Genomic DNA, 13,257 nt, shown 5'->3' with positions numbered 1-13,257 from the left:
GATGGAGCCGGGCGCCGCCTCGCCCGGCCCTTCATCGGAGGGAGTTCCCCGTGCGCAAGGCTCTCGCCGCGGCGGCGATCCTGCTCGCCGCGCTCATCGCCAACCCCGCACCCGCCCAGGCGTTCCCCGCATCGACGCGGGCCGCGCTCGTCAGCTACCTGTCGGGCATCTCCGGGCAGTACACGATCACCGGCCAGCACAACCGCGAACCCAACTCGGACCCGACCAAGTGGACGCGGGTGGCCCAGGGCATCACCGGGCAGACGCCCGGCCTGTGGGGCGGCGACTTCCTGTTCGCCGCCTCCGACGTCAACGCGCGCCAGACGATGGTCAGCGAGGCCATCCGGCAGTGGCAGGGCGGCTCGATCGTCGCCCTGACCTGGCACATGTGCCCGCCGACGGTCGGCTCGACCTGCGGCTGGGACAGCAACGGCGTGCTCAGCCACCTCTCCGACACCCAGTGGAGTCAGCTCATCACCGACGGCTCCGCGCTCAACACCGCGTTCAAGAACCGGCTCAACGAGGCCGTGCCGTACCTGCGGCAGCTGCAGAGCGCCGGCGTGCCGGTGCTGTTCCGCCCGATCCACGAGATGAACGAGGGCTGGTCGTGGTGGGGCGGCCGGCCGGGCGCCAACGGCAGCCGCCGGCTGTTCCAGATCGTGCACGACTACTACACCGCACAGGGCCTGTCCAACCTCGTGTGGGTGTGGAACGTCAAGGACGTCAGCATGGGCTCGATCGGCGACTACTGGCCGGGAGCGTCCTATGTGGACGTCGCCTCGCTCGACATCTGGGTGAAGCTCGCCCCGAGCGCCTCGGACTACCAGGCGATGCTCAACGTGGCCGGCGGCAAGCCGATCGCGCTGGCCGAGGTCGGGCAGGTGCCGAGCGTGGCGCTGCTCAACGCCCAGCCCCGCTGGACGTACTTCATGGTCTGGGCCGAGTACCTGCAGGACCCGGCGTACAACACGAACGCGAACGTGCAGAGCACGTACTTCAGCAGCCGGGCCCTGGTGCGCGGGGAGTTCACGGTCCCCGGCTCCACATCCCCCGGCGGCGGAACCGGTCCCGTGAAGGGCCTCGGCGGCAAGTGCCTGGACGTGGCCGCGTCGGGCACCGCGAACGGGACGAAGATCCAGCTGTACACCTGCAACGGCACCGGGGCCCAGAGCTGGACGGCCGGCTCCGACGGCACGCTGCGGGCCCTGGGCAAGTGCCTCGACGTGGCCGGGGGCACGAACGCGGACGGCACCAAGGTGCAGCTGTGGGACTGCAACGGCAACGGCCACCAGCAGTGGTCGCGCTCCGGGTCGGCGCTCGTGAACCCGGAGACCGGCCGGTGCCTGGACGTGACCGGGCAGAGCAGCGCCGACGGCACCCAGATCCAGATCTGGTCCTGCACCGGCGCGGCGAACCAGAGCTGGACGCTGCCCTAGGCTGGGGCGGTGACCGACTTCCCGCAGTTCGACATCCCGGGCCGCGCCGCCCTCGTGACGGGGGCGGCGCGCGGCCTGGGCCGGGCCATCGCGCTCACGCTCGCCAACGCGGGCGCCGACGTGGCCATCGGCCTGCGCGACCTCGGCGCCGACGCCGGGCTGGCCGCCGAGATCGAGGCGCTCGGCCGGCGGGTGCTGCCGCTGCAGATGGACGTCACCCACCCGGGCCAGGTCCGCGCGGCCGTCGACGCCGTGGCCGAGCGCTTCGGCCGGCTCGACATCCTCGTCAACAACGCCGGCATCGCGCCCGAGAACCGGGCCGAGGACGTCACCGAGGCGGACTTCGACGCCACCCTCGGGGTGAACCTCAAGGGCACGTTCTTCGCCAGCCAGGCCGCGGGCCGGGTGATGATCCGCCAGGGCTACGGCCGGATCGTGAACGTCGGCTCGCAGGCCGGGGCGGTCGCGCTGCCGGGCGAGTCGGTGTACTGCATGACGAAGGCCGCGATCGCGCACCTCACCCGCTGCCTGGCGGTCGAGTGGGGCCCGCACGGCATCACGGTCAACGCGGTCGCGCCGACGTTCGTGCACACGCCGGGCACCGCGGAGTACCTCGCCGACCCCGCCCACCGCGCCGACGTCGTCGAGCGCATCGCGGCCCTGCACCGCATCGGCGAGCCGATGGAGGTCGCGGGGGCCGTGCTGTTCCTCGTCTCCCCGGCCGCGTCCCTCATCACCGGGGAGGTCATGCTCATCGACGGCGGCTGGACCGCCCGCTGAGCGGGGCCGCCTGGTCCAGGCACCGCGGCAACGACCTTGGGCCACATGCGTGGTGGTCCTACTGCGACGGGGCCTGGGCCTGCGAGGGCTTCGGGTGGCGGCGGCGGTACCGCCCGGCGACGAGGCCGCCCACGGTGAGGACCAGCAGCGTGGCGAGCGCGGCCCACATCGGCCAGGCGCCGGGGTGCCAGCCGTAGGCGCCGACGGTGACGTAGGCCGTGGTCGCGGGGAGGATGCCCACCGCCGTGCCGAGGGTGAAGTCGCGCAGCCGCACCGAGGTGAGGCCGGCCACGTAGTTCACCGCGGTGAACGGGACGATCGGGATCAGCCGGGCCACGACGACCGTGCGCAGGCCGCGGCCGGCCAGGGCGGCGTCGAGGCGGTCGAGGCGGCCCCGGGTGAGCCAGTGCACGGTGTCGCGGCCGAGCAGCCGGCCGAGGTGGAACGCGGCCACGGCGCCGAGTATCGCGCCGGCCACGACGACCACGACGCCGGCCGCGAGGCCGAACAGCGCGCCGGCGGCCAGCGTGAAGACGGTTTTCGGCAGCGGGGAGAGTGATATCAGGGCGTACAGGGCGCCGAAGGCCACCGGGGCCCACCAGCCGAGCGCGTCGACGCTGCTGCGCAGTTGCTGGGCGTCGGGCACTCCGACCAGGAGCGCGGCGGTCACGAGCAGCGCCACGAGAGCCACAAGGCCGGCGCCGCGCAGGAGCCCGGCGCGAACGGTCATGATCCCATCATGCCGCGGGAGGCCGGGGTCCGCCTTCCAAGAGCGCCGCGCGGCTCATGATCGGGCGGGGCCGGTGCTGTCGCGGACGACCAGGGTCGCGTTGCCGTAGCGCACGCTGCGTGGCGGGCGGCCGTCCAGCAGTTCGAACAGCAGCCGGGCGGTGCGCATGCCGTAGTCGGTGATGTTGCGCTGCAGCACCGTCAGGGCCGGGTGCACGAGCTGGCACAGCGGGGAATCCTCCCAGGCCAGGATCGACACCGCGCCGGGCACGGCGACGTGCATCTCGGCGGCCACGCCGAGCCCGGCCAGGGCCATGAGGTCGTTGTCGTACACGATGGCGCTCGGGCGGTCGCGGCCGCTCAGGATGCGCCGGGTCGCGGTCGCCGCGGCCTCGCCGGTGTAGTCGGCGGGCACGGTCAGCACCGCGTCCGCGCCGAACGCGGTGGCCAGGGCGGCCGTGCGGGCCGCGGTGTGCGCGAGGTCGGGCGGGCCGCTCACCCGGGCGATGCGGCGGTGGCCCAGCGCCGAGAGCAGCCCGGCGATCTTGGCCGCGCCCGCCTGCTCGTCGGTCGACAGGTTGGCCAGGCCCGGCAGCTCCCCGGCGCCGCCGGCCACGACCGCCGGCAGGGTCAGCTCGCGCACGGCGTCGAGGCGGGGGTCGTCGGCGCGCAGGTCGCACAGGATGACGCCGTCGACGCGGCGCTCGGCGTGCCAGCGGCGGTAGAGGGCGATCTCCTCGTCGGTGTGCTCGACGAACTGCAGGGCCAGGCCGTAGCCGCGCGCGTACAGCTCCATCTGCAGCCCGGCGATGAACTGCCGGCGGAAGACCTCGCTGCGCAGGGCCGCAGACGTGCGCCGCAGGGCCAGGCCGACCACGTCGGCGGCCGCGCCGTGCAGGGCGACGGCGGCGCGGTGCGCGGTGAAGCCGAGCTCCTGGGCGACCTCGCGGACCCGTTCGCGCAGGTCGTCGGAGACGCCGGGGCGGCCGTTGAGCGCGTAGGAGACGGCGACGCGGGACACGCCGACGCGCCGCGCGATGTCGCTCATCGTCGGTCGCCGCCCCGCCATGGGACGAAGCGTAACCGGTTCAGTTCGGAAGCGGCGCCGCGCCGCCGGGCCGCCGGTTGAGGGCAGAAGCGGCGCCACGCCGCCGGGCGGCAGAAGCGGCGCCATGCCGCGGGGCGGCAGAAGCGGTGCCACGCCGCCGGGCCGCCAGGAGCGGTGCCACGCCGCGGGGCGGCAGAAGCGGCGCCACGCCGCCGGGCCGCCAGGAGCGGTGCCACGCCGCCGGGCCGCAGGGAGCGGCGCCACGCCGCCGGGCCGCCAGGAGCGGTGCCACGCCGCGGGGCGGCAGAAGCGGTGCCACGCCGCGGGGCGGCAGAAGCGGTGCCACGTCGCCGGGCCGCCGGGGGCCGGTTCAGTTCGGGGGCGGCGCGATGCTGTCCCGCAGCAGGAGCCGGGCCGTGGCGTCCTGGAAGTCCTCGAGCCGGCCGCCGAGCAGTATCCGGGCGGTGTTCGCCCCGTAGGCATGGATGTCCCGGGATAGGGCGCTCACGGCCGGGTAGGCCATCTCGCACAGCTGGGAGTCGTCGCCGGCCAGCACCGAGAGCCGGCCGGGAACGTCGACGCCCAGCTTGCGGGCCACGTGCAGGCCGGCGGTGGCCATGATGTCGTTGTCGAACATGATCGCCGTCGGCGGTTCGGCCGCGGTCAGCAGGCGCTCGGTGGCCCAGGCGCCGGCCTCCCACGTGTAGTCGGTGTCGACCACCTCGGCCGCGGTCAGGGCGTGGCGGCGGCCCGCCTCCCGGAACGCCGCGGTGCGGATGCGGGTGTGGGCGAGGGAGACGAGGCCGCCGACCCGGGCGATGCGCCGGTGCCCGATGCCGGCCAGGTAGCCGACGGCCTCGGTGAGCGCGGCCGCGTCGTCGCTCCACACCGCGGGGACGGTCGAGCCCTCCGGCCGTACCGACGGATGACCCACCAGAATGCCGGGCAGCCCGAGCTTGTCCAGGGCCGCGACCCGCACGTCGTCGGTCCACAGGTCGGTGAGGATCGTCGCGTCGATGCGCCGCGCGGCCCACAGCCCGCGCAGCGCCTCGATCGCCCGCTCGTGGTCGCCGACGACCTGCAGCACCAGGGCGGTGCCGGTCGCCGACAGCTCGGTCTCGAGGCCCGCGATGAACTTCATGTAGAACGGCTCGACGCCCAGGGTGGCCGCGTCGCGGGCGATGACGAGCCCGATCGCCTCGGCCCGGGCCGCCGAGAGGTTGCGGGCGGCCGCGCTGGGCTGCCAGCCCATCTCGGCGGCGATGGCCATGATGCGCTCGCGGGTGCGCGCGGACACGCCGGGCCGGTCGTTCAGGGCGAACGAGACGGCGCCGATGGAGACGCCGGCGGCCTCGGCGATGTCGCTGATGGTGGGGCGTTTCACGGGGTTCCTTGCGTGGTCATTTGGTGGCCCCGGACGTGAAGCCGTTGTAAATGAACCGCTGGAGCAGCAGGAACAGGATAAGGGTGGGCAGGATGACGAGGATCGCCCCGGCCGAGATCGTCTCCCAGTGGGCGCCGAACGGGCCCTTGAAGCGGAACAGCGACGTGGAGATGGTGCCCAGGTCCTCCGAGGGCATGTACAGGAACGGGATGTAGAAGTCGTTGTACACGAAGATGCCCTTGATGATGACGACCGTGGCGATCGCGGGCTTGAGCAGCGGCAGGATGACCGACCGGTAGATCTTGAACGTCGAGGCGCCGTCGAGCCGGGCCGCCTCGTCGAGCGAGACCGGGATGCCGCGCATGAACTGCATGAAGATGTAGATGGCGACGATGTCGGTCCCCATGTACAGCAGGATCGGCGCCCACCGCGAGTCGAACAGCCCCAGCGTGTCGATCACCCGGAACGTCGCCACCTGGGTGGTGACCCCGGGCACGAGGGTGGCGACGAGGAACGCCCCGACGACCAGCCGCTTGAACCGGAACTGGAAGCGGTCCAGCGCGTAGGCCGCGAGCGTGCCGGCCACGACCGTGCCGGCCACGGACACGAGCAGGATGACCGCGGTGTTCGCGAACCCGGTGAGCATCCGGCCGTTGGTGAACGCCGTGACGTAGTTGTGCAGGTTCAGCCAGTCGTGCGGCAGGTCGAGGGTGTCGCCCGAGCTCATCTCGGCCGGCGTCTTGAGCGAGGTCAGGAACACGGTGACCAGCGGCAGGAGCACCACCACGGAGGCGGTCACGAGGGAGGTGTACCGCAGGAAGGCGCCGGCGGCGTCGCGCACACTCACGTCAGGTCGGTCCTCTCGTCGGGCACGAGGCGCCGCTGCAGCCACGTCACCAGCAGCACGATGATCAGCAGCACGACGGCCGCGGCCGAGGCGAGCCCCGTCTTGTTGAACTGGAAGGCAAGCTTGATGGTCTGGATCACGAACGTCTTGCTCTCGCCCGCGCCGCCGGTCATCACGAACGGGATCTCGAACACCGACAGCGACCCGGACACGGCGAGGATGACGCTCAGGCCGATGATCGGGCGGATGCCGGGCGCGACGATGTGCCGGAAGATCTGCCAGCGGCTCGCCCCGTCGAGCCCGGCGGCCTCGTACAGCTCGCCCGGTATCGCCTGGATCGCGCCGAGGAACAGCACGAACGTGAGCCCGGTGAACCGCCACACCGAGACCCCGGACAGCGACACGTTGACGAGGTCCGGGTCGCCGAGCCAGAGCTTGTCCGGGTGCGCGCCGACGAGCGCCAGCACCGAGTCGAGGGTGCCGTGCGGGCGGAAGAAGTACAGGAAGACGAAGGACACGGCGACGCCGTTGATGAGGTACGGGAAGAACAGGATGCCCTTGAACAGGTTCCGCAGCCGCAGGTTGAAGCTGAGGATGAACGCGAAGTACAGCGCCAGGACGATCTGCACCGCGGCGGCGGCCAGGTAGTAGAGGCTGACGAAGAACACCTGGAACAGTTCCGGGCGGGTGAACAGCTCCGCGTAGTTGCCGGCCCCGACGAACGCGGGGTCGTCGCTCAGGCCGTCCCAGTCCGTGAAGCTGTACCCGACCATGCTGGCGACGGGCACGTAGGTGAACACGACCAGCAGGGCGAGCGCCGGCAGCAGGTAGATCCACGGCATGAGCAGGCGTTTCAGGCGCGTCCGGGGGGCGCTCGCGGGCGGCGCTTGGGTGACGGTGTCGAGCATCTGGATCCTCTCCGGGGTTGCGGGCCGGCGCCCGGTCGGGGGGCGCCGGCCCGCCGGTCAGCCGACGGTCTTCGCGGCCTCGGTCCAGCGCTTGGTCAGGTCGGCGAAGATGCCCTTGAGGTCGCCGGGGGCGGCGCCGCGCGCGGTGTCGACGATCTTCTGCCGGTAGTCGGGCTTGCTGATGCCGACCTCGGAGGCGTTGTCGATCTTCGTCAGCTTCGCCGACTCGGCCTGGGACAGCTCGATGAACTGCACGCCGGCCGCGGTGAACGGCTGCAGCGCCGGCGGCATCGGGGCGCCCTTGACCGCGGAGACGGCCTGGTTGACCGCGGCCGCGTCGGACTTGTCGATGAACCAGTCGAACCAGGCGCGGGCGGCCGCCTTGTTCTTCGAGTGGCTGTTGATCGCGTACTGGTAGTCCGGAGCCACGACCGAGCAGAACTTGCCGCCGACCTGCTTCGGGAACGGCATGTAGCCGATGCTGGCGGGGTCCTTGCCGGCCTTCTTCGCCGCGTCCTGCATCTGCACGATGGCCCACGAGCCGAGCCACATCGTGGCGACCTTGCCGGTGGCGATCGCGCCCTTCGAGTCCTCCCAGTTGGTGGTGGTCGGGTCGGCCTCGGACAGCTTGTTCTTGACGATGTCGTACAGCAGCGTGTCGCCGGTGTTCAGGTCGCTGCCGGCCGCCCACGGGTCGGTGCCGGGCAGCTTGTCGTTGGCCTTCGGGTCGCAGGTGACCGAGCCGACGACGCTGGACCAGGAGCTCAGCGGCCAGCCGTCGTGGTAGTTGGTGTAGTACGGCGTGGCGCTCGTCTTCGACTTGATCGACTGCAGGTCGGCGACGAACTCCTCGGGCGTGGCCGGCCACTGCGTGACGCCCGCCTGCTTCCAGACGTCCTTGTTGTAGACGAAGCCGTTGACGTACGCGAAGCCGGCCACCCCGTACACCTTGTCGCCGACCTTGGCCTTGTCGGTGAAGCTGTACTTGTTCGCCAGGTCGGCCGCGCCGCCCAGGCTCGCGAAGTACTTCGGGTAGTCGTCGGTCGACACCGTGTTCGGGATCAGCAGGACGTCACCGTAGTTCTCGGTGTTCATCCGGATCTTGACTTCGCCCTCGTAGTCGGTGACGCCCTCGAACTTGACGTTCACCTTCGGGTAGAGCTGCTTGAACTGGTCGGCGTACTTCTGCATCGTGCCGTCGGTGACCAGGTCGGTGCGGTTGGTCAGCACGGTGATGTCGCCGGAGACGGCGGAGGCGTCGGCGGGGGACAGGGCCTCGTCCGACGAACCGGACTTGCTCGAGCCGCCGCACGCGGCCGCCGCGAGGGCGGTGGCGGCGAGCACGGCGACGAACGTTCGTCTGAACATTGGTGCGCTCCATTCGGGCCTAAAGCGTTTTAGTGAAGCGGACGCAGAATGGCACCGCGGTGCGGCGTCGGTAAAGGTCCTTGGCCGAACCGTTATATTCGGATATTTGGTACGTTTCGGGCAGGGCGAAAGACCCGCTGAGCTGCGGGTTCGGCGTGTTCTATGGGGGTGTGGTCAGGCGGGGTCGATCAGGCGGGGGTCGATCAGGCGGGGTCGGACAGGCGGGCGGTACTGCCGCGCGGGCTCAGGTGGGCCGGCGCGCCGTGGGTGCTGGTCACCGGCTCGCCCGCGACGGCGGCCAGGAGCAGGTGGGCCGCGCGCACCCCGTAGGCGCCGATGTCCCTGGTCAGGGCGGTCAGCGGCGGGTGCAGCAGGCGGCAGACGGGCGAGTCGTCCCAGGCGATGATGGACAGCCGGGACGGGACGGGCACGCCCATCTCGTGGGCGACGGTCAGGCCCGCCACGGCCATGATGTCGTTGTCGTAGATGATCGCGGTCGGCCGGTCGGCCCCGCCGAGCAGGCGGCGCGTGGCCCGGGCGCCCGACTCGCCGGTGTAGTCGGCGGCGACGGTCACCGCGTCGGGCAGGCCCAGGCGCGCGCAGACCGCGGTGAACGCGTCGGTGCGGATCGCTGTGTGCGCGAACTCGGCGATGCCGCCGACCCGGGCGATGCGCCGGTGGCCCAGCGCCGCCAGGTACTCCACCGCCTCCACCATCGACTGCGCGTCGTCGGACCAGACGCTGGGCAGCGTGCCGCTCGCGTCCGGCGGGCCGATGACGATCGCGGGCAGGCCCAGCTCCTCCAGGGCCGCGATGCGCGGGTCGCCGGTGCGGACGTCGCACACGAGCACCCCGTCGACGCGGCCCTCGCTGTGCCAGCGGCGGTAGTGCGCGAGCTCCTCGTCGCGGCCGGACGCCATCTGCAGCAGCAGCGCGTAGGACTGCCGGGACAGCTCCAGCTCCAGGCCGCTGATGAGCTCCATGAAGAACGGCTCCACGCCCAGCGTGCTCGGCGGGCGCTGCAGGGTCAGGCCGACGACCCGGGCCTGGGCGCCGGCCAGGGCGCGGGCGTTGGTGTCGGCGTGGAAGTTCAGCCGGCCGGCCACCTCGAGGATGCGCTCCCGCGTGGCGGGGGAGACGCCCGGGCGGCCGTTGAGCGCGTAGGACACCGCGCCCTTCGACACCCCGGCCTCGCGGGCGATGTCGGCGATGGTCGGTCGCTTCACCTCGGCTCCTCGGGTCTTGCTCGGTTCAGGTGATGCTAAGCCCAAGTGGCCGCACATTGACAGCCCCTGACCCTCTGGCTACGTTGAGCGCGCTTACTCGGTTAACAACGGACGATACAGGGGCCGCCGATGTACCGCTCGCTGCACGAAGGCTGGACCGTCACCGCGCTCGGGGACGACGACACCCTCCGCGACGTGCCCGCCACGGTGCCGGGCTGCGTGCACACCGACCTGCTCGCCGCCGGCCTCATCGAGGACCCGTACCGGGACGACAACGAGGTCCGGCTCGGCTGGATCGGGCGGACGCACTGGCGGTACACCACCGAAGTCCAATGGCAGCCGGAGGGCTTCGACCGCGTCGACCTGGTCTGCGACGGCCTGGACACGATCGCCGCCGTCACCGTGAACGGGCGCCGGGTCGGCGAGACGGCCAACATGCACCGCCGCTACCGCTTCGACGTCACCCCGCACCTGCGCCCGGGCCCGAACGAGCTCGTCGTCGACTTCACCGCCCCCTACGAGTACGCGGAGGCGCAGGCCGGGAAGCTCGGCGCGCGGCCGGGCCCGTACGACGAGCCCTACGCGTTCATCCGCAAGATGGCCTGCAACTTCGGCTGGGACTGGGGCCCGACCCTGGTCACCGCCGGCATCTGGCGCCGGATCGGCCTGCACTCCTGGTCCGGCACGCGCATCGCCGAGGTCCGCCCGCACAGCCGCCGCGACGGCGCCGACGTCGTCGTGGTCGTCGAGCACGCGGGCGCGGCCGCGGCCGTCGAGGTGAGCGCGGCCGTCGGCGGCGTGCGCGCCGAGGGCCGGATCGCCGCGGGCCGGACCGAGACGACGCTGCGGGTCGACGTGCCCGACGCGCGGCTGTGGTGGCCGCGCGGGCACGGGGAGCAGCACCTGTACGACCTCAGCGTCACCGCCGCCGATGACGTCTGGACGGGCCGGGTCGGGCTGCGCGACGTCGAGCTGGACCCGGACGCATTCCGGCTCGTCGTCAACGGCGAGTCGGTCTTCGTGCGCGGCTTCAACTGGATCCCCGACGACACGTTCCCGGCCCGCACCGGCCCGGCCCGGCTCGCCGAGCGCTTCGGCCAGGCGGTCGACGCCGGCGCGAACATGCTGCGGGTGTGGGGCGGCGGGGTGTACGAGTCCGACGCCTTCTACGCCCGCGCCGACGAGCTCGGCCTGCTGATCTGGCAGGACTTCCCGTTCGCCTGCGCCGCCTACCCGGAGGAGGAGCCGTTCGCGGCCGAGGTCGAGGCGGAGGCCCGCGACAACATCGCCCGGCTCATGGGCCACCCGAGCCTGGTGCTGTGGTGCGGCAACAACGAGAACATCTGGGGCCACCAGCAGTGGGGCTGGGCCGGCGAGCTCGACGGCCGCAGCTGGGGCGCCGGCTTCTACTACGACCTGCTGCCGCGGCTCGTCGCCGAGCTCGACCCGGGCCGGCCGTACTGGCCCGGCACCCCGTACTCCGGCCACCCGGACCGCGACGTGCTCGACCCGGCGACCGGCACCATCCACATCTGGACCGTCTGGGGCGAGCGCGACTGGACCCACTACGCCGACTACACGCCCCGGTTCGTCGCCGAGTTCGGCTTCCAGGGCCCGCCCGCCTACGCCACCCTGCGCGCCGCGGTCTCCGACGAACCGCTCACCCCGGACTCGCCGGGCGTGCGCCACCACCAGAAGGCGGCCGACGGCAACGCGAAGCTGCTGTCCGGCCTGGGCGAGCACCTGCCGCGGCCGGAGACCTTCGACGACTGGCACTACTGGACGCAGCTCAACCAGGCCCGCGCGATGGCCTTCGGGGTCCGCCGCTTCCGGGCCCTCATGCCCTACTGCATGGGCACGGTCGTCTGGCAGCTCAACGACTGCTGGCCGGTGACGTCCTGGGCGGCCGTGGACGGCGGCGGCCGGCGCAAGCCGCTGTGGTACGCGCTGCGGCGCGCCTACGCCCCGCGCCTGCTCACCTTCCACGAGGACGGGGTCGCGGCCGTCAACGACACCGCCGAGCCGTGGACCGGCACGCTGACCCTGACCCTGCGCGACCTCGACGGCGCCGTCGTGTCCTCGTCGTCGCGTCCGGTGACCGTCGCGCCGCGCACGGTGACCCTGGTGCCGGCCGGGCTCGCCGGCGATGCGGGGCAGCTGCTCGAGGCGACGCTCGACGGTGCGCGGGATGTGCGTTTCTTCGCGGAGGACCCGCGCGTTCCGTTCCCCCCGGCCGCGTTCGACGCGCAGGTGACCGACGTGCCGGGCGGACACGAGGTGCGCATCACCGCGCGCACGATCCTGCGCGATCTGGCACTGTTCCCGGATCGGTTGCACCCGTCGGCGACGGTGGACGACCAGCTGGTCACCCTGCTGCCGGGGGAGTCGGTGGTGTTCGCCGTCCGGGCCGAGGTCGCGCTGGAGCCGGCCGCGCTGGTCGCCCACCCGGTGCTGCGCTGCGTCAACGAGCCGCGGCCGTGACCCGCGTGCTCGCCGTCGACGTGGACGAGCCCCCGGCCGTGACCCGCGTGCTCGCCGTCGACGTGGACGAGGTCCGGTCGTGACCCGCGTGCTCGCCGTCGACGTGGACGAGGTCCGGTCGTGACCCGCGTGCTCGCCGTCGACGTCGGCGGTACCAAGTTCGCCGCGGCCGTCATCGACGCCGACGGGGCGATCCACGCCCGGGCCGAGGAGCCGATCGCGGGCGCCGGCCCGGTCGACGTGCTGCGGCGGGTCGTCGCCGCAGTTGAGCCGTCCGACGTCACGGGAGCGGCGATCGGGTCGGCCGGGCCCCTCGACCGGGAACGCGGGACGGTCAGCCCGGTGAACATCCCCGCGTGGCGGGACTTCCCGCTCGTGTCCACTGTGGCCGGTTGGCTTCCGGGGGTACCGCTGAGCCTCGCCGGCGACGCCCAGTGCATGGCGCTCGGGGAGTGGTGGCGCGGCGGGCGGCCCGGATCGCTGCTCGGCGTCGTGGTGTCCACCGGCATCGGCGGCGGCCTGGTGCTCGACGGCCGCCCGCACCTCGGCCCGACCGGCAACGCCGGGCACATCGGCCACATCACCGTCGACCCGCGCGGGCCGGAGTGCCCGTGCGGCGCCGTCGGCTGCGTGGAGACGTTCTCCAGCGGCCCGGCGATGGCCCGCTGGGCCCGCGCCCAGGGCTGGTCCGGCCCCGACGCCCGGGCCCTGGCCGACGACGCCCGGGCCGGGGACCCCGTCGCCGTGCGGGCGTTCGCGCGCGGCGCCGAGGCCCTCGCGACCGGGCTGCTCACCACGGCCGCGCTGTGCGACGTGGACCGGGTCGTCATCGGCGGCGGGGTGGCCGAGGCGGGCGAGGTGCTGTTCGGCCCGCTCCGCGCGGCGCTGGCGGACCGCGGCGGCATGGCGTTCCTGCGCCGGCTGCGGGTCGAGCCGGCGGCCCTGGGCCGCGACGCCGGGCTGTTCGGGGCGGCCGCCCTGGCGCTGCAGACATCGATTGACTTAACCGCCTTTAGCTGCCTTACTCGGTTCAGTAAGGGTTAAGCAATC

General features: G+C 72.8%; 11 protein-coding genes. 4 read left to right on the top strand and 7 right to left on the bottom strand.

Annotated elements, in window-relative coordinates; genetic code table 11:
* The first annotated feature begins 50 nt into the window (after nucleotides 1–50).
* Nucleotides 51–1,436, top strand: coding sequence for a lectin (locus ACPPVO_RS39030; protein WP_426503592.1), 1,386 nt, complete (start codon nucleotides 51–53; stop codon nucleotides 1,434–1,436).
* Between the two features lie 9 nt (nucleotides 1,437–1,445).
* Nucleotides 1,446–2,216, top strand: a complete 771-nt coding sequence (locus tag ACPPVO_RS39025) for an SDR family NAD(P)-dependent oxidoreductase (protein ID WP_426503591.1) — start codon at nucleotides 1,446–1,448, stop codon at nucleotides 2,214–2,216.
* A 58-nt stretch (nucleotides 2,217–2,274) separates the two neighbouring features.
* Here the strand turns inward: ACPPVO_RS39025 and ACPPVO_RS39020 are convergent, their stop codons facing one another.
* From ACPPVO_RS39020 to ACPPVO_RS38990, 7 genes are all read right to left on the bottom strand, one after another.
* On the bottom strand, nucleotides 2,275–2,946 hold the full coding sequence (locus ACPPVO_RS39020; RefSeq protein WP_426503590.1) for a TVP38/TMEM64 family protein: 672 nt from the start codon (nucleotides 2,944–2,946) through the stop codon (nucleotides 2,275–2,277).
* Between the two features lie 54 nt (nucleotides 2,947–3,000).
* Nucleotides 3,001–4,014 carry a LacI family DNA-binding transcriptional regulator gene (locus ACPPVO_RS39015; RefSeq protein WP_426503588.1) on the bottom strand — a complete coding sequence of 338 codons (1,014 nt, stop codon included), beginning with the start codon at nucleotides 4,012–4,014 and terminating at the stop codon, nucleotides 3,001–3,003.
* A 349-nt stretch (nucleotides 4,015–4,363) separates the two neighbouring features.
* Nucleotides 4,364–5,377, bottom strand: coding sequence for a LacI family DNA-binding transcriptional regulator (locus ACPPVO_RS39010; protein WP_426503587.1), 1,014 nt, complete (start codon nucleotides 5,375–5,377; stop codon nucleotides 4,364–4,366).
* Nucleotides 5,378–5,393: 16 nt separating this feature from the next.
* Nucleotides 5,394–6,224 (bottom strand): carbohydrate ABC transporter permease, encoded by an 831-nt coding sequence (locus ACPPVO_RS39005; RefSeq protein ID WP_426503586.1) that lies wholly within the window; start codon nucleotides 6,222–6,224, stop codon nucleotides 5,394–5,396.
* Nucleotides 6,221–7,132 (bottom strand): carbohydrate ABC transporter permease, encoded by a 912-nt coding sequence (locus tag ACPPVO_RS39000; protein WP_426503585.1) that lies wholly within the window; start codon nucleotides 7,130–7,132, stop codon nucleotides 6,221–6,223. Before ACPPVO_RS39000 ends, ACPPVO_RS39005 begins: the two co-directional genes overlap by 4 nt.
* 57 nt (nucleotides 7,133–7,189) lie before the next feature.
* Entirely contained in the window at nucleotides 7,190–8,500 is a 1,311-nt protein-coding gene (locus tag ACPPVO_RS38995; RefSeq protein ID WP_426503584.1) for an ABC transporter substrate-binding protein, read from the bottom strand.
* Between the two features lie 203 nt (nucleotides 8,501–8,703).
* A complete protein-coding gene (locus tag ACPPVO_RS38990) occupies nucleotides 8,704–9,783 on the bottom strand; it encodes a LacI family DNA-binding transcriptional regulator (RefSeq protein WP_426503583.1) in 1,080 nt (359 codons plus the stop codon).
* 72 nt (nucleotides 9,784–9,855) lie between these two features.
* Here ACPPVO_RS38990 and ACPPVO_RS38985 point away from each other — a divergent pair, with 72 nt between their 5' ends.
* Both ACPPVO_RS38985 and ACPPVO_RS38980 read left to right on the top strand, forming a co-directional pair.
* Nucleotides 9,856–12,207 (top strand): beta-mannosidase, encoded by a 2,352-nt coding sequence (locus ACPPVO_RS38985; RefSeq protein WP_426503582.1) that lies wholly within the window; start codon nucleotides 9,856–9,858, stop codon nucleotides 12,205–12,207.
* A 120-nt stretch (nucleotides 12,208–12,327) separates the two neighbouring features.
* The gene (locus ACPPVO_RS38980) at nucleotides 12,328–13,251 is read left to right on the top strand and encodes an ROK family protein (protein WP_426503581.1); all 924 of its coding nucleotides are present in this window, start codon (nucleotides 12,328–12,330) and stop codon (nucleotides 13,249–13,251) included.
* Nucleotides 13,252–13,257: the final 6 nt, after the last annotated feature.

It is taken from the genome of Dactylosporangium sp. McL0621 (genome assembly GCF_049995355.1).
In the GTDB taxonomy this organism is placed as follows: domain Bacteria; phylum Actinomycetota; class Actinomycetes; order Mycobacteriales; family Micromonosporaceae; genus Dactylosporangium.
This window is presented reverse-complemented; position numbering and strand designations above follow the sequence as displayed.